The following is a 21,218-nucleotide window of genomic DNA, read 5'->3' on the forward strand; positions in this document are numbered from 1 at the left end:
TTAGCTTGGCTTAACACACACCAACACACGAATACTATCAGGCACCAAAGAAAGATTGCTTAATGCCTCTACGCCCTGAGCAAGCATTTTCTCTAATGCCAAAATCTCATCATCTCGGACATTGGGGTTGACCTGCTGAAGTCGTTTTAGGCGACCAATTTCCTTATTTAGATACTCTTGATAGCTTGCGATGCTCTCTTGGGCGATAGTAGCAAGCTGATTTTGGGCGATTTGTTTTGCCTTATTTGCTTGTGTTTCAATAACAACGGTGCGTGCTTTAATGACCTGTCTGGCTCGAGATTTATCCAATCGCTCAATGAGTGGCATGATTTTTTCTGGCGTGGCAAGTGTCGTCAAGTCATTGCCCTGCTCGGTCAAAAGCACTCTTAATACCTGCTGCGGCAAATAGGCAGATAGGTTTAGGTGCTTAGGTGCAACCACCTCCACACGGAAGTGATTTTCCACCAAAATCATGCCCTGTGGCATAGCGGCCGATTTCAGTAAAGCAACCTGCGTATTGCCAAAAGTGCTTGTTGTAACAAGCTCAAGAATACCAGTAACAAGCGGATGTTCACAGGTCATATAGTCCATGTCTTCACGACAAAGTGCCTGCTTGCGATTAAAGGTTAAAGTCATGCCATCTTCGCCAAAAGGCAAAGAATCAACACCTTCAATGTCTGTTTCTTGACTGTCAATAGGATGCACTACCCATGAATCATCACGCTGTATGCTATAATCAATGTTCACCGCTTCAAAATAACGGTCAAGGAACATCGGTAGTAGCTCCGCTTCATCAAGCTCTGCCATCGCCTGCTCAATGCGAGATGCCACATTCGGACGGCATGAGTTGTATTCAAGCAGTCTGTCTCTGCCCATTTGTAGCTCTTCTTCTAGCTCGGCACGCAACAACGAGCCTTGTGCAATAAGCTGAGCAAGTGCTTCGCAACTCTCTTTGTCATTGCCACTTTCAAGCAAAGGTTTTAGATCAGCAATAAAATGCTCTTGCACAGTTTGGGCGGTTGGGCTGATTTGATTAAAGATATTTAAAGCCCCGTCATACCAATTATACAAGCGTTCTTGGGCAGTCCCTGCAACGAAAGGCACATGCAGATTAATCTTGGCAATCTGCCCAATGCGATCAAGACGACCGATTCGCTGTTCTAGCGTATCGGGATTGGCGGGCAAATCAAACAATACCAAATCCTGAACAAACTGAAAATTACGCCCCTCCAAGCCAATCTCTGAGCATAGCAGAATCTGTGCACCATCAACATCGACAAAATATGCCGCCGCTTGATCTCGCTCCAACAAGCTCATCTGCTCAGTAAAAATTGCCGTACGAATACCTGCGTGCAGTCGCAACACCGCCTCAAGACTCTCAATCGTTGCTCCACTTCTGGCGATGAGTAGCACTTTTTTGTGGCGAAGTTTTTCTTTTAATAAGTCAATCAACCAGCTGACTCGTGGATCAGATTCAAGCCAAGAGCCATCTGGATAGTTTTCCTCGCCCCACAGCTGCTCACGCAATTTACCATGCGTATAATGTGTCCCCTGCCAAGCAGTCGGTAGGGGCAGTGGATACGGAATACTGGTACGACCATAAAAACCTTGCACACTATCACGAGTATTACGAAACAGCACACGCCCTGTGCCATGACGATCCAGTAGCTCGTTGATGATGTGCGTGCGAAGTTTGTCGTTATGATTGATATCGGCAAGCTGAGCCACCTCAAAGCCAAGTAGCCCTGCGATTGCTTTGATTTGCTTATCAGATAATGACTGACCCTCGATGAGTAAGTTAGCAACCATCGCCACATCAGCAAAAGCCTCTTGCGATGCAATAAAATCATCTAAATCATCAAAACGATGCGGATCAAGCAATCTTAAGCGAGCAAAATGACTCTCTATACCAAGCTGTTCTGGCGTAGCGGTTAATAACAGCACGCCTACGGTGTGATTGGCAAAATCTGCCACCAATTCATATTTATCATTGCCACCGTTGTCACTGCCCCATTGCAAATGGTGTGCCTCATCCACCACAAGTAAATCAAAACCTGCAGCAAATGCCTGCTCATACAAGTCATGATGGTCTAATAAAAGATCAATACCTGCAATGATGAACTGCTCGGTCGCAAAGACATTTTGTTCAGGGTTATGCTCTTTAATCGATGCCGTACACACCAAATCAAAAATCGAGAAATTCAAATTAAATCGGCGTTTTAGCTCAATCATCCATTGGTATTGTAAGCTGTCAGGCACCAAGATAAGCACACGACCTGCCTTGCCTGTGATGATTTGTTGGTGGATAATAAGCCCAGCTTCAATGGTCTTGCCCAGACCCACCTCATCTGCCAACAACACCCGAGGCGATAGGCGTTTGCCAACTTCATGAGCAATATAAAGCTGGTGGCGAATGATGTCCACACGAGCCCCCATTAAGCCACGCAAGGGATGGCGTGATAGCATGGCTTGTAATTTTAGGGCATCTTGGCGTAAGTCATATCGCTCGCCATTTTCAATGCGACCTGCCAACAGTCGCTCCAATGGCTTAGCAAGGGTAATGTTCGCCGCCAAACGAGTCTCCATCAGCGATTTACCGCAAGTGAGATGATAACGCATGACCCCAGAGACATCTTCACAGTGTGCCACAACATACTGATTGCCATCTTGGTCACTGATTGTATCGCCAGCACAAAACACCACACGAGACAGTAAAGCAGATGCTTTGGCATAGACACGAGTCTCTTCAGACTGCGGAAATAACACTGATACACAACGGTCATTAACATCAATGACAACCCCAAGCCCAAGATTACTTTCAGAATCCGACAGATAACGCTGACCGATGGCAAATTGACTCATACAACACTCTTTTTAAGGTTTATGCAAAATTAAATTATCGTTATAAATAAACTATTTTACTAAAAATTTATACATTTAGCACTTTGTTTATTGATGATGGCGATTTCAATGATTTCAAGTGGTTGGATTTTGCTAAAATGTTCATCAAAGGATAAACCAACTTCGTTTGATATTTATTAGATTGTACGATATGATAAACCATCTCATCAGTCACTATGATTAGCACACCATCTGTTCATATTAAGGCACACCCATGAAAGCTGTATTTTTAGACACCGACACTTTTTCAAACAAGACCGATTTGTCCTTACCCATATCCGTCAGTGAATATGTCCGCTATGACAACACACCTAATGACGAAGCAGTCATCATTGAACGCTGTGCTGATGCCGACATCATCATTACCAACAAAGTTAATCTCACCGCCAACATCATCAAAAGCCTACCCAATCTTAAGCTCATTCATATAACCGCTACAGGCATCAACAACATCGATACTAAGACCTGTGATGAACAAGGTGTGGCATGGCGAAATGTTACAGGCTATTCAACCGTAACCGTGCCAGAACATACCTTTATGCTCATGCTTAATGTCATGCGAGCCGCCAGCACCTATCACAAGCAGGCAACCGATGGTACTTGGCAGGCAGATGGGCGGTTTTGTTTGATTGATGAACCAATTTTTGATTTATCGGGCAAGACCTTAGGCATCATTGGCGGTGGTCATATCGGTCAAAATGTCGCACGCATTGCACAAGCTTTTGGCATGACAGTACTACTTGCCGAACGCCGTGGCAAACCACCAAGAGATGACAACTACACCACCTTTGAAGAGGTGTTGGCAGCAGCCGATGTAATCAGCTTGCATTGCCCCTTAACTGACGATACAGCATATCTTATCAATCATGATACCATCGCCCTAATGCAAAAACAGCCCGCCATCATCAATGTTGCACGCGGTGGTGTGGTGGATAGTCATGCCATCGCACAGGCATTAACACAAGGTCGGATTTTAGGTTATGGTGCTGATGTGTTTGGGTCCGAACCGTTCACTGATGATGACCCACTACTCACCCTAAAAGACCACCCCAGAGTCTTTTTTACACCGCACAACGCATGGGGTAGCCTAGATGCACAAGCAAGGCTGTGGCAGATTCTTTGTACGCAGATAGATGAGTTTATCAAAACTTATACAGTCTAATGATGACCCTTTCAACACCCAACGCAGATACAGTCACCAAATCAAAAATTGTGCTATACTATGTGGTTTTGCACAGTTTTTATTGATTTTATTGACAATATTTCATCACTTATGACCACATCTATGATACAGTTGCACCAAGTCAGCAAGGTATTTCACATTCAAAAAGACGGGCAGTCCACCAGCTTCACCGCCGTACAGCCAACCGATCTTACGATTAAGCAAGGCGAGATTTTTGGCATCATCGGTTCATCAGGGGCAGGTAAGTCCACTCTCATCCGTTGCGTCAACTTACTAGAGCGACCAAGCTCAGGTACAGTAACGGTTGATGGCGTAGTGCTGACCAACTTATCTGAAGCTGAGCTAATCAAGGCAAGACGAAAGATTGGCATGATTTTTCAGCATTTCAACTTGTTGCACTCTCGCACAGTCTTTGAGAACATTGCCCTACCACTTGAACTATCAGGCACGCCCAAAAGTATGATTCGCCAAAAAGTGGGCGAGCTGACCCAACTTGTCGGATTAAACGATAAGCACGACACCTATCCTGCCAATCTATCAGGCGGTCAAAAACAGCGAGTCGCCATCGCACGAGCTTTGGCATCAGACCCTAAAGTGTTGCTGTGCGATGAAGCAACTTCCGCTTTAGACCCTGCTACCACACAAACCATCTTAGCATTATTAAAGCATATCAATAAAACGCTTGGCATCACCATTTTGCTCATCACGCATGAAATGGATGTGGTCAAACGCATCTGCGATAAAGTGGCAGTGATTGACAAAGGCATGCTAATAGAGCAAGGCAAAGTAAGCGAGATTTTTGCCAATCCAAAAACACAAGTCGCCAAAACATTCATTGATTCCACCTTTCATCTAGGATTGCCCGACGAGTTCTTAGCAAAGCTACACACCAAACCCAGTCATGATACCGCTTATCCTGTGGTGAAATACGAATTTAGTGGCAACTCTGTGGACTCGCCGTTGTTTTCGCAAGCGAGTAAGCAGTTTGGTGTAGAATTTAGCATCTTAACTTCGCAGATGGATTATGTAGGTGGTGTGAAATTTGGTTTTACCATTGCCGAGCTAATGGGTAGCTCAACCGCCATCATGCAGGCAAATGAATACTTGACGGCACACGGTGTAGGTTTGGAGGTTTTGGGTTATGTGGGATAAGATTTATACCGATTTTATGACCGAGCTACACCCCAAGATGTGGCAGATGGTCGCTCAATCCACCTATGAGACCATCTATATGGGTCTGGTGGCAACTTTGATCGCCGTGCTGGTGGGTGTGCCATTTGGTTTTGTGGCATTCTTAACAGGCAAAGGAAGAATTCTACAAAACATAGCTTTGTTTCGCCTGCTTGATGCCATCATCAACATTGGTCGCTCTGTGCCATTTATTATCTTGCTTATTGTATTGATGCCTGTAACACGCTTTTTGGTAGGAACAACGCTTGGCACAACCGCTGCCATCGTCCCATTAAGTGCTGCCGCCATTCCCTTTATGGCACGCCTAACCGCTAACGCACTTGCTGAAATTCCCACAGGGCTGACCGAAGCAGCACAATCAATGGGGGCAACACATTGGCAGGTTATCAGCAAATACTATCTGCCAGAGAGCCTGCCCATGATTATCAATGCCATCACTTTAACACTCGTTACACTCATTGGTTATTCAGCGATGGCAGGTGTGGTCGGTGGTGGTGGACTGGGTAATCTTGCCATCAGCTACGGCGAGCATCGTGGCATGGTTTATGTTAAATGGATTGCAACCATCATCATTGTTGCGATTGTCATGATTTGCCAAAAATTAGGTGATGCTTTGGCGACACGGGTTGATCACCGATGATTGACAATAATCCATCAAATAACATATTCCAAAAAAGAATAACTAAATGATTAAACTTTTCTTCATTGCATATTGAATTGCATTGGCGATTTGTGGTTTAATATGCCAAAATGTTATTTTTTATAGGCATTTTTATCATCATCCATTTTACCATACAGGGTAATCATCATGAAATTAAATAAATTTTTTGGACTGTGCGTCCTAGCTTCTAGCATCGCATTGGTCGGTTGTGGCAACGACAGACAAGCTGAGCAATCCGCCCCTGCTGACGCTCAAACCATTAAAGTAGGCGTAATGAGCGGTCCTGAACACGCTGTGGCAGAAGTAGCTGCTAAAGTCGCCAAAGAAAAATACGGTCTGACTGTTGAATATGTTGAATTCAACGACTACGCCTTACCAAACGAAGCTGTCTCCAAAGGCGATCTAGATGCCAACGCCATGCAACACAAACCTTATCTTGACGAAGACAGCAAGAAAAAAGGACTGACCAACCTTGAAATCGTGGGCAATACTTTCGTATATCCATTGGCTGGCTATTCTAAAAAAATCAAATCACTTGATGAGTTACAAGACGGTGCAACCATCGCTGTACCAAACGACCCATCAAACCTAGCTCGTGCGTTAATTTTGCTTGAAAAACAAGGTCTGATCAAGCTAAAAGACAACACCAACCTACTTTCAACATCGCTAGACATCATTGAAAACCCAAAAAATTTAGTCATCAAAGAAGTAGATACTTCTGTGGCAGCTCGTGCTCTAGATGATGTCGCCCTAGCAGTTGTTAATAACAACTATGCAGGTCAGGCAGGCTTAACCGCTCAAGACGGCATCTTTGTTGAAGCTAAAGACTCACCGTATGTCAATATCATCGTGGCTCGTAGCGACAATAAAGATTCAGAGGCGGTACAAAACTTCGTTAAAGCCTATCAAACCGATGAAGTGGAAGCTGAAGCGAAAAAACAATTTAAAGACGGCGTGGTTAAAGGCTGGTAATTCAAGCCTTATCCCAAGCAAAACCCCTTTGAGTATTCATTGCTCAAAGGGGTTTATTTAAATGATTTAGGTAAATCAAATTGTTGAAGGCAGCCAATATCTAATCATCAAAGAATGCCCAACATTATGTTTAATCACTTGATCGCCCATCAATCTCACTCATTGGTACAGCAGGTGTGAACTGTTCACCGCTGACATCCGTGCCTTGTGCTGCGTGTTCTTGCTTGAGAGATTTTGCTACTTCTGGCGGCATATAGTTTTCATCATGCTTAGCAAGCACTTCTGACGCCACAAAGACACCATTTTTTAACTCGCCTGTTGCCACAATACCAGAGTTTTCGGCAAACAAATCAGGCAAAACCCCACGATAGGTTACAGGCACGATTTTTTTGTAGTCAGTGATCTGAAACTGAATGTTTAGCTGATCGACTGGGTCTCGCTTGACACTACCTGCCACCACCATACCACCTGCACGAATACGCTTTGCTTCAGGAGCTTGCCCTGTGGCGATGGCAGTCGGATCAAAATAATAGTCAGTCTGCTGGCGAATGGCGTATAAAATCAGCCCAACTGCAATGATTGTCCCAATAAGCATGGCAATCACCCACATCAGTTTTTTTTGTCTTACATTGTTCATGACGGTATCTTTTTTTGGATTGTCTGTTTGTATTGCTATCGCACTTAAAAATCAGGATTGGCTAGCGTGCTGATTACCCAGTGCCTTTCGTTGTTTATTGGTTAGGCGATCATTTTTTTGATGAGATCCTGATTGTCGCTTTAGCCTAATTAAAGTGTTTTTGCGTTCAGAGATGACATAGATAATCAGTGCAACGAGCGATAAAAAAGTAATGCCATAGCACAGCCATACAAATGCACCATGCCCCTGCATATCAATCAAATCACTAAAAGTTGAAAAATATGGTGTCATCGCTTGCTACCTTATGATGAATGGTTTGCTGGCTTGTTGAGTAGTTTTTGTACCCATGCTTTATTATATTCACGGGATAAAATCAAAGAGTTGGTACGATAGATGGCAAGTGCCGCCACCAAAAAATACATACCAAGTAGCATCACCAATAGTGGCACCCACATACTTGGCGACATCTTTGGGGCGTTGGTGATGGTAAAAGTCGCCCCTTGATGCAAGGTATTCCACCACTCCACCGAATATTTGATGATGGGTAAATTAACCGCCCCCACAACGGATAAGATTGCTGCTGCCTTACCACGGTTTTGGCTATGTTCAAAAGCGGAGAATAACGCCATAACACCCACATACAAAAACGCCAAAATAAGCATACTGGTTAAGCGTGCGTCCCACACCCAATAAGTACCCCAAGTGGGCTTGCCCCAGATAGAGCCAGTCAGCAAACTTAGCACACAAAAGATGAATCCAATAGGGGCAATGGCTTGGGCGACAATGTTGGCAGTTTTGATTTTCCATACCAAAAAAATCACACCAAGTGCTGCCAAAGCAAAATAAATACTCATCGCAAGACTGGCCGCCGGCACATGAATAAAGATGATGCGATAGCTGTTGCCCTGTAGATAGTCAGGTGGTGCAAAACCCAGACCCCAAACCGTTCCCACACCCAACAGCACTACTGCAATCACAGACAGCCATTTCACCCATGGTGAAAAAATATGAAAGAACCGCTCTGTGCCAACTGTCGTCAAAAAACCTTGCCACAGACGACCAAAAAAACCTATTTGCACACCTCTATTGCGAGTGTTATCAGACATGGGATATTACCACTTGATTGGATAAAGAAATCAAAATACTGACCATAAATCACCTAAATTATATCACGACTTGACCAATTGGGGAATATACCTACCAAAAACAAGCAATTTTTTTGATGCAAAAAATTCTTGTAAAATCATTCATTTATCCGCATAATATTATTAACTATACGATATTATTCTTCGTATGATATTATCAATTTTAATCATTTATTCAATTAAACCGAGGTCAAAAGTTAATGTCAAACACCGTCCCACTTTCTAGAAAGTCTCGCAAGTCCTCTCACATCTCACTTGTTCTACTAGGTGCCAGTGCCATTGGGCTTAGTGCCTGCTATCCAGCTCCAAACGATACCCCAAAAACCAATGAGCAATTATTGGCAGACGCTGAACGAGAGCTTGCTGAAGCCCAAGCACGCCTAGCTGCCGCCCAAGCACGCCAACAAGCAGAAGCCGTGAATACCGCTGCTGCCGAACTAGAAGCACAAGCAACAGGAATACTACCCCAAGAGCAGGTCGATGAACAAGCTACAACAAGCGAAGCACAAGATGGCATGGGTGCTGGTACGGCTTTGCTGGCGGGAGCAGCGGCAGGTGCAGCGGCAGGCTACCTTGCAACCAAAGCCGCCAACAACCGAGTGGCGGACGCATCTCGCGCCTCTCAGACACCAACCACCACACAGCAACCAGTCAATCGTACAAATACCAACACCGCCAATGCCAATAATGCTATCGGCAATCAAAACACAGGCACTCGCCAAAGTGCCGCCCAAAGCACACAAAATTATCAAAGTCCCCAAGCTCAGAACCAAGATGGCACAACTCGTGGCGGCTTTGGCAACAGTGCTTCAAGCTCAAGCGTTGGGGCAACCTCGTGAAACGCATCAGTATCACCCCACGCCCCAACTGGCAAGATGAGATGAATCGCATCGGCTTTGATTACCACAGTGTTGATGGCAACTACTGGCAAGAAGATGCGTGTTATGTGTTTAGCGAGTCGCAGATTGATGAGCTTGAGCGTGTTACCGAAGACCTACATCGTATGTACTTTGCTGCCACCAATCACATCATACAAACAGGCGATTATGATAAATTGGGCATCAATGATCACACCGCCACCTTAATTGAACAGAGTTTTAAGGCACGCCTGCCAACTCTCTATGGTCGCTTTGATTTATGCTATGATGGCACCAATCCACCCAAAATGTATGAGTACAATGCCGACACACCCACATCACTTTTTGAAGGTAGCGTGGCACAGTGGTATTGGCTACAAGCACGAGGTAGCGAGCTGTCTGACGCTGACCAATTCAACAGCATTCACGAGCGTCTTTTGTTGGAATTTCAAGCCCTAAAAAGTGAGCATCCATTATACTTTACTGCTGTTGCCGGTAATCAAGAAGACTACATTACCACTCGCTACCTACAAGATGTGGCGATACAGGCAGGTCTTGATACACAGTTTATTGATATTCACGACATTGGTTATCGCCATCATGATAAAGCATTCGTAGATCTACAAGAAAACTCCATTCATCAGCTGTTCAAATTATACCCTTGGGAGTGGCTTGTTGAAGAAGAGTTTGGACAATACATTGCAAACAGTAGCACCCAATTTATCGAACCTGCTTATAAACTACTGTTTAGCAACAAAGCTCTGCTTGCTGTACTATGGGAGCTATTCCCCAATCACCCAAATCTACTGCCTGCTTATCTTGATGAAAAAATGCTTGGTGGCAATTATGTCAAAAAACCCTTTTTTTCTCGTGAAGGGGCAAATATCACACTGTATCATGATAATAAAACCGAGCAAACTGAGGGTATTTATGGCAAAGAAGGTCATGTCTATCAGCAAGCACACGCCCTACCCACCTTTACCAACAATCAAGGTCAAACCATGCATACTTTAGTTGGCAGCTGGATTGTTGGGCATGGTGCAGCAGGCATTGGCGTAAGAGAAGATTATACTGCCATCACCAAGGATACCAGTCTTTTTGTGCCACATATTTTCCGCTAATGTCTTAATTTATGCGTTTAAACGAACGCATAATCAGCACTCAACCACCAAAGGTTTGTGACACCCACAAAGAGCAATCATATTATCAAAAAGGTATCCAAAAACAAAAAACAGCTGAAATACAGCTGTTTTTTTGTTATTACTGCCAGTCTTGATGAATTAAAACGGCATGTCATCATCTGCCACCACCGTAGAAGGTGTTGGCTTACTGGCAGCAGGTGGTGTGGATTCTGGTTTTGCCATACTAGGCGTACCAAAAGAATTGTTTTGTGCCATGTTGTTTTGATTGGCGTTTGGACTTTGAATTGGTGGCTGTCCGCCCTGATTGGCTTGGTTGGCAAATCCATTTTGATATTGAGCATTCGGATTGCCCTGATTACCAAAACCCTGATTTGCCTGTGGGTAATCTTGGTTGTAATTATTATTAAAATTACGATTTTGGTTATTGCCCCACTGTTGGTTATTTTGGTTTTGGTAGCCACCTTGATTGCCGTAGTTGTTACCGCCGTTATAGTTATTACCAAAACCGCCTTGATTGCCTCCAAAGCCACCTTGCTCATTATTTGAGCTTAGCATACGCATCTCTGACGCACGAATCTCTGTGCTATATCGCTCAATGCCTTGTGAATCTGTGTATTTACGAGTCTGTAGGCTACCTTCAATATAAACCATACTGCCTTTACGCAAGTACTGAGCTGCAATCTCTCCCAAGCGGTTAAAGAGACTGATGCGATGCCATTCTGTCTGCTCTTTACGATCGCCTGTATTTTTATCTGTCCAACGCTCGCTTGTCGCTACTGAAATATTCGTAACGCCGCCGCCATTTTGAAAAGAACGCACTTCTGGGTCATTGCCCAAGCGACCAACAATGATTACCTTATTCACACTACTCATAAGCTACTCTATCATTAACTAATATAAATATAAAACACCTATTACACAGACCATTCTTGTTATTCAACTAAGCCTGTATGCCTACTTTAACGAAAATTTCGCAAAATTACCAGTCTTTTTTTGCTCGCCTTGTGCATCTTTGGGAATTTGCTTTCATGGTAGCAAATTTAATCAAACACCCATCATGTTTCTGCTCCATCATGACGATAGCATAAATCATCATCGCTACCGTCATCAGATGCACAATCAACCATCAAAAATTTTGCTACTTATCCCTTTTCAAGCACACCTTTTAAAAAACGCCCTGTATGAGATTTCTCATCTTGTGCCACCTCCTCTGGCGTTCCTGTCGCAACAATCATGCCACCGCCATTACCACCTTCGTAGCCCAAATCAACGATATGGTCAGCAGTCTTAATTACATCCAGATTATGCTCAATAACCACCACCGTATTACCCTTATCTCTAAGGGTGTGCAGGATATCAAGTAGTTTTTTGATATCATGAAAATGCAGTCCTGTGGTCGGTTCATCTAGGATATATAAAGTCTGCCCTGTGTCTCGTTTGGCAAGTTCTTTGGCAAGTTTCACCCTTTGGGCTTCACCTCCCGATAATGTCGTGGCAGATTGACCAAGCTGAATATAACCCAGTCCCACTTGCATGAGTGCTTCTAATTTGCGATGAATCGCAGGAATCGCCTCAAAGAAACTAAGTGCATTTTCCACCGTCATGTCTAGCACTTGACTGATGGACTTGCCTTTATAATGCACCTCTAGCGTCTCACGATTGTAGCGTTTACCATCACAGACATCGCACGGCACATACATATCGGGTAAAAAGTGCATTTCCACCTTAATCATGCCATCGCCTTGACAAGCCTCGCAGCGACCACCCTTAACATTGAAGCTAAAACGCCCTGCTTTATATCCCCTAGCTCTTGCCTCAGGCGTTTGGGTGAATAGGTCTCGTATGAGCGTAAACACCCCTGTATAAGTAGCAGGATTAGAACGAGGGGTACGACCAATGGGGCTTTGGTCTATATCCACCATCTTATCAAGATGCTCAAGCCCTGTGATTTTATCGTAACTTTCGGGTACTAATGTCGTGGCATTATTTAGGTATGTGGCAGATAGTGGCATGAGCGTACGATTGATGAGCGTAGATTTGCCAGAGCCTGACACACCTGTGATGCAGGTCATCACACCGATGGGAATTTCTAGATTAACATTTTTTAGGTTGTTGCCTTTTGCTCCTTCTAGACGGATATATAAAGGTTCAGATACCGTCTTTTTGCCTTTTTTGACCTCACCCATCTTGGCAGTATGACGAACTTTAGGGACTTCAATGCGTTTTTTACCTGACAAATACTGCCCTGTTAAGGAGTCATTATTTTTGGCAATTTCATCTGCCGTTCCTGCAGCAATCACTCTTCCGCCATGCACGCCTGCTCCCACACCAATATCAATGATATAATCTGCCATACAGATGGCATCTTCGTCATGCTCCACGACAATAACCGTGTTGCCCAAATCCCTAAGATGCGTTAGAGTGGATAACAAACGGTCATTATCTCTTTGGTGCAGTCCGATGGACGGCTCATCAAGCACATACATAACCCCCATTAGCCCTGCACCGATTTGACTTGCCAAACGGATTCGCTGTGCCTCACCTCCTGACAATGTCTCAGCAGAACGAGCAAGGGTTAGATACTCTAAGCCCACCTTAGTCAAAAATCCCAACCGTTCACGAATTTCTTTAAAAATCTTATCCGCCACCTCGCCTTTATGTCCGCTAATGTGCAGATTTTCATAATATTGCCATGCCTGACCGATGGGCAGATGAATGATATCCCCCACGCCACGACCGTCCACTTTGACATGACGAGCAATGTCGTTTAGACGCACGCCATTGCAGACATTACAAGTAGTATCCGAAAGGTATTGAGCCATCTCATCTCGCACAATGTTACTGGTAGTGCTATGATAACGGCGTTCTAGATAAGGTAAAATCCCCTCAAACGGTACGGTCTTAGTTGTCTTACGCCCCCTTTCATCGGTAAAATTAAAGACAATCTTTTCTTTGCCAGAACCGTTTAAGATGATGTTTTGCTCTTTTTTGGGTAATTCCTGCCACGGCTTATCCATATCAATATCAAAATGCGTACAGACTGTGGTCAACAGCCCAAAATAATAAGCATGGCGTTTGTCCCAACCATGTATTGCCCCTTGATTGATGGATTTTGCAGGCTCGGTAACAATCCGCTCGGCAGAGAAATACTGACGCTTGCCCAGACCATCACACGATGGGCAAGCCCCAGCAGGATTATTAAAACTAAAAAGGCGTGGCTCTAACTCACTAACCGCCCTATCACAGACAGGACAAGAATGCTTGGCGGACAAAACAGCTTCATCAGCCCCGTCCATATGATGGACGATGACAATGTCATTACCCAATCTTAAGGCAGTCTCCAAACTTTCTGCCACTCGATTACCCAAATCATCTCGCACCTTGAATCTATCCACCACCACCTCAATGGTGTGTTTGTGCGTCTTAGCAAGAGTGGGTAGCTCGTCCACATCGTAGACCGCACCGTCAATGCGAAATTTGGTAAAACCTTGTGCCTGCAAACTCTCCAACAGGGCAAGATGCTCGCCCTTTCGTTCACGCACAACAGGTGCTAGAAGCATCAGTTTTGTGCCATCAGGTTTAGCAAGAATATCATCCACCATTTCACTGACCGTTTGGGCGACCATTGGCAAGTCATGTTCTGGACAATGGGGTATACCAACTCTTGCAAATAGTAGGCGTAGGTAATCATAGACTTCGGTAATCGTACCAACGGTAGAACGAGGGTTGTGGTTGGTGGATTTTTGTTCAATGGCGATGGCAGGAGAAAGACCCTCAATACTATCCACCTCAGGCTTATCCATCTGACTTAAAAATTGGCGAGCATAAGCGGATAAACTTTCGACATAACGGCGTTGCCCTTCAGCATAAAGCGTATCAAAAGCGAGCGATGATTTTCCAGAACCTGAAAGACCTGTAATCACCACAAGCTTATCTCGTGGAATGTCCACATCGATATTTTTTAGGTTGTGCGTACGAGCACCTTTAATGCTGATAAATTCGTGTGCCATAGGTTGCCTTTGATGGATTATCTGATTGATATTGACTTAATGGGGTAAAGATGTGATTTTTAAAGCAACATTAAGGTTTATTTAAACAAATTATCTCATCAGCACTGATGATTACTCAGGCGATGGGCAATCATCACACAGGTTATGTTCATCGTTTTTATCATTTTGTTAATTTATCGCTCTTTTTCAACATTCAAAGGCTAGTTACAAAGCCCATCAAAGATTAACCTCTCTTTTTTTTCTTTCATAATAAGACGGAAGGCTAGGTCATTTGCCACTCTAACCAACTTCTGCTACACTAGCACAAATCCATTTACCCAATCAGCCATGACCATTCGTGCCTTTCTTGGTGGCTCCTTTGACCCTGTGCATTCATCACATCTATCAATGGCAATGAGCGTGCATCATGCTTTAAGTCAGGCTGCCACCGACCCCATCAGCGTCTCGCTCATGCCCACCAAGGGTAACCCATTTAAGGGTAAGCCTACGACTGATGAGCATCGCCTTACCATGTTACGCCTTGCCACCGATGGCACGCCGATTGGCATTGAGACCTGCGAACTTGACCGCACACCGCCCATCTACACCATTGATACCGTGCGACTACTTAGGCAAGCCCACCCTAACGACCAACTGATTTTTATCCTAGGGCAAGACAGCCTGTACACTCTACCGACTTGGAAAGATAGCAATGAGATTTTAGATTTTGTCAAAATTTGGGCATTTTGGCGTGGTGATTTTATCCAACATGGCGAATTTAGCCCACAGATTTTGGAGAATTTAACCGATAATCTGGGTGATTTTTTGGATAACAACGGTAAAATTTATCAAGACCACACCCCCATTTATGCCATGTCATCTGGCCAAATTCGGACACAGATTGCCAAAAAAGACCCAAAAGCAGGCGAGGGCTTAGCCCCCAGTGTGCTAGATTATATTTACCGCAACGCACTTTATGGCGAAACTGATTAAAATGTGCTATAATAATCAGTTTATCTGGTAAAAATTTTAAAGTATCTACAATGACAAACCAAACCAACACCCAAAAACTGACTTTAGATGAACAAGTCGCCCTTGCTACCGAAGCACTAGACGACCTAAAAGCTACCGAAATCACCGTGATGACAGTAGAGCATTTAACCGAAGTAGCTGAACGCATCATCATCGCTAATGCCACCTCCAAACGCCATGTTAAAGCACTGGCGGATAAGCTCGGAGCAAAAGCCAAGGAATCAGGGCTTATGCCACTAGGTCGTGAAGGCGACAAAGACAGCGATTGGACGCTTGTGGACTTAGGAGCGGTAGTCGTGCATATCATGACTCGTGAAGCCCGTGAATTCTATGACCTAGAAGGCTTATGGTCATCGCCCGAAGCACTGCAAGCTTTGGCTGTACAAAAAGCATGATTTGACTTTCAGTCAAACTGCTTTAAGATACATCATGCTTAAATCATAGATAAAACCGTTCTTGATGAGCGGTTTTTTTATTGATCGGTCTGTTTGGTTTGACCGATTGCCAAAAAGATTGTTCCACAGTTAGTAAATCCTTTATAATACCCCAAATCCACACATATTTTAGGGCAGATGTAAATGAATCTTTATGATTTGACCAACCCTGACATCTTAGACCAATTAACCACCTTTGACCGTACACATCTATGGCATCCATACGCCAGCTTACCACCAAGCTATGACAATCATCTCATTAGCCATGCCAACGGCGTGCGTCTGTATATGGCTGATGGCACATCACTGATTGACGGCATGTCATCATGGTGGGCAAGCATTCACGGCTACAATCACCCTATTTTAAACCAAGCCGTAACAGAGCAAATCGGTAAAATGAGCCATGTAATGTTCGGTGGGCTGACTCATACGCCCGCCATAGAGCTTGGGCAAAAACTGCTTGGCATCACCCCAAAAAACCTAACCAAAATTTTTTATGCTGATAGTGGTAGCGTGGCGGTAGAAGTCGCCCTAAAAATGGCACTACAATATCAAATGGCTCGTGGCACACCACATAAAAATGCTTTCGGTAGCACACACTCTGGCTATCATGGCGATACTTGGCACGCCATGAGCGTCTGCGACCCTGTGAACAGCATGCACACCCTGTATGGTAGTCAATTACCTGTACAGTACTTTTTGCCAGCACCGCCGATGGGATTTGATACACCCCTAGATGATGATACTCGCTTACAGATGGATAATTTTTTTGGGCGGTATCATGACAAGCTAGCAGGATTCATCATCGAGCCTATCGTGCAAGGTGCAGGCGGTATGCGGTTTTATTCACCCCAATATCTAGCACATCTGCACGCCTTGTGTCAGTATTACGATGTATTACTCATCTGCGATGAGATTGCCACAGGCTTTGGACGAAGCGGACAGATGTTCGCTGTCAGCCACGCTAATATCTGCCCTGATATCATGACACTGGGTAAAGCATTGACAGGGGGTTATATGAGTTTTGGAGCAGTAATGAGTACAGCCAAAATCGCCGACACTCTACACAATAGCCCCTACCCTGCACTCATGCACGGCCCAACTTTTATGGGCAATCCGCTTGCTTGTGCGATTGCTTCTGCCAGCATTGACCTAGTATGGCAGCACGACAGTGCCTATATAGCACAGAAAATGCAAAACAAACTAAACACCCACCTACAACAGCTAATTTCATGGAAGGAGGTCTATGATGTGCGAGTACTTGGAGCAATTGCAGTCATTGAGATGAAGCAGATGATAGATATGCCAACCTTTCAGCGACTATTGCCCAAATATGGCATTTGGGTGCGACCCTTTGGCAAACTCGTTTATCTCATGCCTGCTTATGTTATAAGCAATGAGGACTTAAAGATGTTATGTGCCAATCTCATCAAGTTACTGCACGAATATTTTAACCACCAAAGATAAGGTTAATCATGACCACCTACTTCATCACAGGCATAGATACAGATATTGGTAAAACCTATGCCACAGGCATACTGGCTCGCCACCTAATGCTACATGGCAACTCTGTCATCACCCAAAAATTAATCCAAACAGGTGTAACAGGCGACATTGCTGATGACATCATAACTCATCGAAAGCTGATGGGCATAAAACTGCACGAGCTTGACATAGACGGCACAACTTGCCCCATTGTCCTGACCAAGCCCGCCAGTCCGCATCTTTCAGCACGCCTAGAAAACCGCTCTTTAAATACCGACATCATCACACACGCTACCAAAAAACTACACACTCACTTTGACATCGTACTACTAGAAGGAGCAGGTGGTGTGCTTGCACCAATCACCGATAATCTGCTCACACTAGACTACATTGCCACACAGTGTTATCCTGTCATCGTGGTAACATCGGCACGCTTAGGCAGTATCAATCATACACTATTGACCCTTGAAGCGATACGCTCTCGTGGACTTACTCTGTTTGGCATGGTGTTTAACCATCACTTTGACACCGACCCAGACATCAGTAGTGACACTTTAGCATTTTTACAAAAATATGTGGCGGATAATTACCCAGACACCCTATTCATGCGACTGATTGATGGGCAGATGATTGGATTTGAGAGAGTGATAGGAAAATAAATTAAACTGAATTAAAACACAGATACACGCTTTACGCAAATAAGAAAAAGACAAATCACCAATATGATTTGTCTTTTTATGGTAAGTCTAACTCATCTCATTGTTACAAACTCTTCACTCCCTGTCGGATGAATGGCAACAGTATCATCAAAGTCTGCCTTGGTTGCTCCCATCTTGATCGCCACAGCAAAGCCTTGAATCATCTCATCCACCCCAAAGCCCACGCCGTGCAGTCCTACGACTTTTTTATCATCACCTGCACAGATAAGCTTCATTTTGCAAGGTTGACGATGACTGGTGATGGCAGATAGCATTGGTGTAAAGGTAGAGGTATAGACTTTAACATCATCAAATTGGGCTTTTGCTTCTTTTTCAGACAAGCCCACTGTACCAACAGGCGGATGACTAAAAATTACGCTAGGGACATTATGATAATCCAAACGCTCGTTCGGTTTGCTGTTAAATAGTCGCTCAGACAGTCTGCGTCCGGCCGCCACCGCTATGGGGGTAAGCTGTATGCCATTTTGTATGATATCGCCCACCGCAAAGATATTATCTACGCTTGTGTTTTGATATTCATCTACAATGATTTCGCCTTTATTATTGGTTTTTACCCCAACTTTATCCAAATTCAACTGATCCGTATTGGCTTTTCGCCCTGTTGCCCAGATAAGTTTTTCAGTTGTAATGATTGTATCGCCACAGTGAATGGTTAATGAATTGTCATCATTCTTGTCAATCTTACTTGGTTCTTTTTGATAATGAAAAATAATGCCATCATTTTGCATAATATGACCAAGTTCATCAATGATTGCTTCATCAAAATTCTTTAAGATTCGATCGCCTCGCACAATCAAATGCGTCTCTACCCCAAGAGCATTTAACACTCCTGCAAGCTCTACGCCGATATAGCCAGAACCAACGATTGCAACTGATTTTGGTAAATTTTCCCATTCAAAAAAATCATCAGAAGTCTCGCCAAATTGAGCTCCATCAATATTGGGAACCATCGGCTTACCCCCTGTGGCAATGAGAATATGGCGAGCGGTAACCGTCTCTTTTTCACCATTACCCTTATCAATCTCAAGAGTGTGCTTGTCAATAAATTTAGCAAAGCCACGAATGACGGTAACATTGTTTTTATCAAAGCCTTTTTGATAGGATTGATGAATGCGATTGATATAAGCGGTGCGATTATCCACCAAAGTTTTAAAATTAAACTCTTTTACAGTTAACCCAAAGCCATAATCGGGTGCGTATTTATGGATATGCTCCGCTAGATTCGCTCCATACCACAAGACTTTTTTTGGTACACAGCCGACATTCACACAAGTACCGCCAATGTGCGTACTTTCAATAATGGCGGTTTTTTGTCCGTACATTGCTGCACGGTTGGCAGAGGCAATGCCACCAGACCCACCACCAATAGCGATATAATCATAATCAAATTGCACATCAAAATCAGTTATCATGATACTCTCCATCTAAATTATCTTCTTTGTATTTTACCAAGAAAAATACTATAAAATAAAAGCAATCTTCTAAGTCTGCGTTTAGAATAAAACACGCACCTTAATGGTTTCAGGCACAGCACGCAGACGCTCCATTGCCTTGCATGAATCGTTGTCATCAACATCCATCACCAGATAACCGATATCGCCTTTGGTCATCAAAGACTGTGCGGCGATATTAATGCCTGCATCAGCAAATGATGCGTTAATCTGAGACAATACGCCTGGAACATTGCGATGAATGTGTAATAGGCGGTGCGTACCTGTGGTGAATGGGATAGAAACATTCGGGAAATTCACCGCACTGGTGGTGTCGCCTTGATCCGAATACTTCACGAATTTTTCGGCTACTTCAAGACCAATGTTCGCCTGTGCTTCTTGGGTTGATCCACCCACATGCGGAGTTAAGATAACATTATCAAACTTACGCAGTGGCGAGGCAAACTCTTCATCAGCTGACTTTGGTTCTTTTGGGAAAACATCAATCGCCGCCCCTAAGATTTTACCGCTGGTTAGTGCATCAGCCAATGCATCAATATCCACACATCCGCCACGAGCCGCATTGATAAACAACGCACCGTCTTTCATCTTGGCAAATTCTGTCTTGGTCATCATGTTGCGAGTGCTTGGCAAATCAGGGACATGCAGGGTAACAACATCTGCTTGAGCAAGCAGTTCATCAAAACTACCCACCTGCGAAGCATTGCCCAACGGAAGTTTGGTAACCGCATCATGATAAATCACTTTCATTCCCAGTGCCTCACACAGCACAGACAGTTGTGAACCGATAGAACCATAGCCGACAATACCCATCGTCTTTCCACGCACTTCATAACTGTCTTTGGCAGACTTATTCCAACCACCACGATGCACAACTGCATTTTTTTCAGGAATGCCGCGCATGAGCATGATGGTCTCGGCAAGTACAAGTTCTGCAACCGAACGCGTATTTGAATATGGTGCATTAAACACAGGAATACCCAACTCAAGAGCTGCATCCAAATCCACTTGGTTGGTACCGATACAAAAACAGCCGATTGCAATCAACTTTTCGGCAGATTCTAGCACCTGACGAGTCAGCTGTGTGCGAGAACGAATACCAATGAAATGCACATCTTTGATTTTTTCAATCAAAACGGCTTCATCAAGTGCTGATTTAATGTATTCAATATTCGTATAGCCTGCATCATTTAGCACCTTTAGGGCATTTTCATGCACACCTTCTAATAATAAGAAGCGAATTTTGTCTTTTTGGAGTGATAAGGTCATAAAAAACTCTCAACTAATAAGGTAAGCAAAAAGTATGTCACACATCAGATATTGATTGCAAATTATCTTCGCTTAAATATCCATAAAACTGGCGATACTAATTCAGATAATTCCAACTTGTGATACCGCCTTAAATACCGTCATAAACAA

General features: G+C 44.0%; 18 protein-coding genes. 10 read left to right on the top strand and 8 right to left on the bottom strand.

The window, feature by feature from the left end; genetic code table 11:
* Positions 1-2,862, bottom strand: a complete 2,862-nt coding sequence (gene rapA, locus ACERC6_RS04380) for an RNA polymerase-associated protein RapA (RefSeq protein WP_373630506.1) — start codon at positions 2,860-2,862, stop codon at positions 1-3.
* A gap of 253 nt (positions 2,863-3,115) precedes the next feature.
* Between rapA and ACERC6_RS04385 the strand changes: the two genes are divergently transcribed.
* The 4 genes from ACERC6_RS04385 to ACERC6_RS04400 all read left to right on the top strand — a co-directional run bounded on the left by ACERC6_RS04385 (position 3,116) and on the right by ACERC6_RS04400 (position 6,908).
* Complete coding sequence (locus ACERC6_RS04385; RefSeq protein WP_373627914.1) at positions 3,116-4,063, top strand: NAD(P)-dependent oxidoreductase; 948 nt, start codon at positions 3,116-3,118, stop codon at positions 4,061-4,063.
* A gap of 123 nt (positions 4,064-4,186) precedes the next feature.
* The gene (metN, locus tag ACERC6_RS04390; protein WP_284673919.1) at positions 4,187-5,236 is read left to right on the top strand and encodes a methionine ABC transporter ATP-binding protein MetN; all 1,050 of its coding nucleotides are present in this window, start codon (positions 4,187-4,189) and stop codon (positions 5,234-5,236) included.
* A complete protein-coding gene (locus ACERC6_RS04395; protein ID WP_284673918.1) occupies positions 5,226-5,915 on the top strand; it encodes a methionine ABC transporter permease in 690 nt (229 codons plus the stop codon). Before metN ends, ACERC6_RS04395 begins: the two co-directional genes overlap by 11 nt.
* A 168-nt stretch (positions 5,916-6,083) precedes the next feature.
* Positions 6,084-6,908: a MetQ/NlpA family lipoprotein gene (locus tag ACERC6_RS04400; RefSeq protein WP_373627916.1), complete on the top strand. Its 825-nt coding sequence runs from the start codon at positions 6,084-6,086 to the stop codon at positions 6,906-6,908.
* A 130-nt stretch (positions 6,909-7,038) separates the two neighbouring features.
* Here ACERC6_RS04400 and ccmE read toward each other — a convergent pair whose 3' ends face one another.
* From ccmE to ACERC6_RS04415, 3 genes are read right to left on the bottom strand one after another with little or no spacing between them, the layout of a single operon-like run.
* Positions 7,039-7,545 (bottom strand): cytochrome c maturation protein CcmE, encoded by a 507-nt coding sequence (gene ccmE, locus ACERC6_RS04405; RefSeq protein ID WP_373627917.1) that lies wholly within the window; start codon positions 7,543-7,545, stop codon positions 7,039-7,041.
* A 51-nt stretch (positions 7,546-7,596) separates the two neighbouring features.
* On the bottom strand, positions 7,597-7,836 hold the full coding sequence (gene ccmD / locus ACERC6_RS04410) for a heme exporter protein CcmD (RefSeq protein WP_284673915.1): 240 nt from the start codon (positions 7,834-7,836) through the stop codon (positions 7,597-7,599).
* Positions 7,837-7,847: 11 nt separating this feature from the next.
* Entirely contained in the window at positions 7,848-8,651 is an 804-nt protein-coding gene (locus ACERC6_RS04415; RefSeq protein ID WP_373627918.1) for a heme ABC transporter permease, read from the bottom strand.
* A gap of 239 nt (positions 8,652-8,890) precedes the next feature.
* Between ACERC6_RS04415 and ACERC6_RS04420 the strand changes: the two genes are divergently transcribed.
* Entirely contained in the window at positions 8,891-9,529 is a 639-nt protein-coding gene (locus ACERC6_RS04420) for a hypothetical protein (protein ID WP_373627919.1), read from the top strand.
* Positions 9,526-10,668 carry a glutathionylspermidine synthase family protein gene (locus ACERC6_RS04425; RefSeq protein ID WP_373627920.1) on the top strand — a complete coding sequence of 381 codons (1,143 nt, stop codon included), beginning with the start codon at positions 9,526-9,528 and terminating at the stop codon, positions 10,666-10,668. The genes ACERC6_RS04420 and ACERC6_RS04425 overlap by 4 nt, the downstream gene beginning before the upstream one ends.
* Positions 10,669-10,827: 159 nt before the next feature.
* Here ACERC6_RS04425 and ACERC6_RS04430 read toward each other — a convergent pair whose 3' ends face one another.
* A complete protein-coding gene (locus ACERC6_RS04430; protein ID WP_284673911.1) occupies positions 10,828-11,562 on the bottom strand; it encodes a single-stranded DNA-binding protein in 735 nt (244 codons plus the stop codon).
* A 269-nt stretch (positions 11,563-11,831) separates the two neighbouring features.
* The gene (gene uvrA / locus ACERC6_RS04435; RefSeq protein WP_373627921.1) at positions 11,832-14,699 is read right to left on the bottom strand and encodes an excinuclease ABC subunit UvrA; all 2,868 of its coding nucleotides are present in this window, start codon (positions 14,697-14,699) and stop codon (positions 11,832-11,834) included.
* Between the two features lie 327 nt (positions 14,700-15,026).
* Here uvrA and nadD point away from each other — a divergent pair, with 327 nt between their 5' ends.
* From nadD to bioD, 4 genes are all read left to right on the top strand, one after another.
* Positions 15,027-15,671, top strand: a complete 645-nt coding sequence (nadD, locus tag ACERC6_RS04440) for a nicotinate (nicotinamide) nucleotide adenylyltransferase (protein ID WP_284673909.1) — start codon at positions 15,027-15,029, stop codon at positions 15,669-15,671.
* A 50-nt stretch (positions 15,672-15,721) separates the two neighbouring features.
* A complete protein-coding gene (gene rsfS, locus ACERC6_RS04445) occupies positions 15,722-16,105 on the top strand; it encodes a ribosome silencing factor (RefSeq protein ID WP_284673908.1) in 384 nt (127 codons plus the stop codon).
* Positions 16,106-16,288: 183 nt separating this feature from the next.
* Entirely contained in the window at positions 16,289-17,611 is a 1,323-nt protein-coding gene (bioA, locus tag ACERC6_RS04450) for an adenosylmethionine--8-amino-7-oxononanoate transaminase (protein WP_373627922.1), read from the top strand.
* A gap of 8 nt (positions 17,612-17,619) precedes the next feature.
* On the top strand, positions 17,620-18,288 hold the full coding sequence (gene bioD, locus ACERC6_RS04455; protein WP_373627923.1) for a dethiobiotin synthase: 669 nt from the start codon (positions 17,620-17,622) through the stop codon (positions 18,286-18,288).
* A 92-nt stretch (positions 18,289-18,380) separates the two neighbouring features.
* Here bioD and gorA read toward each other — a convergent pair whose 3' ends face one another.
* Positions 18,381-19,760 carry a glutathione-disulfide reductase gene (gorA, locus tag ACERC6_RS04460; protein WP_373627924.1) on the bottom strand — a complete coding sequence of 460 codons (1,380 nt, stop codon included), beginning with the start codon at positions 19,758-19,760 and terminating at the stop codon, positions 18,381-18,383.
* Between the two features lie 81 nt (positions 19,761-19,841).
* Positions 19,842-21,068, bottom strand: a complete 1,227-nt coding sequence (gene serA, locus ACERC6_RS04465) for a phosphoglycerate dehydrogenase (protein WP_284673906.1) — start codon at positions 21,066-21,068, stop codon at positions 19,842-19,844.
* Positions 21,069-21,218: the final 150 nt, after the last annotated feature.

It is taken from the genome of Moraxella sp. E33BD, from assembly GCF_041807865.1.
GTDB classification, from domain to species: domain Bacteria; phylum Pseudomonadota; class Gammaproteobacteria; order Pseudomonadales; family Moraxellaceae; genus Moraxella; species Moraxella haemolytica.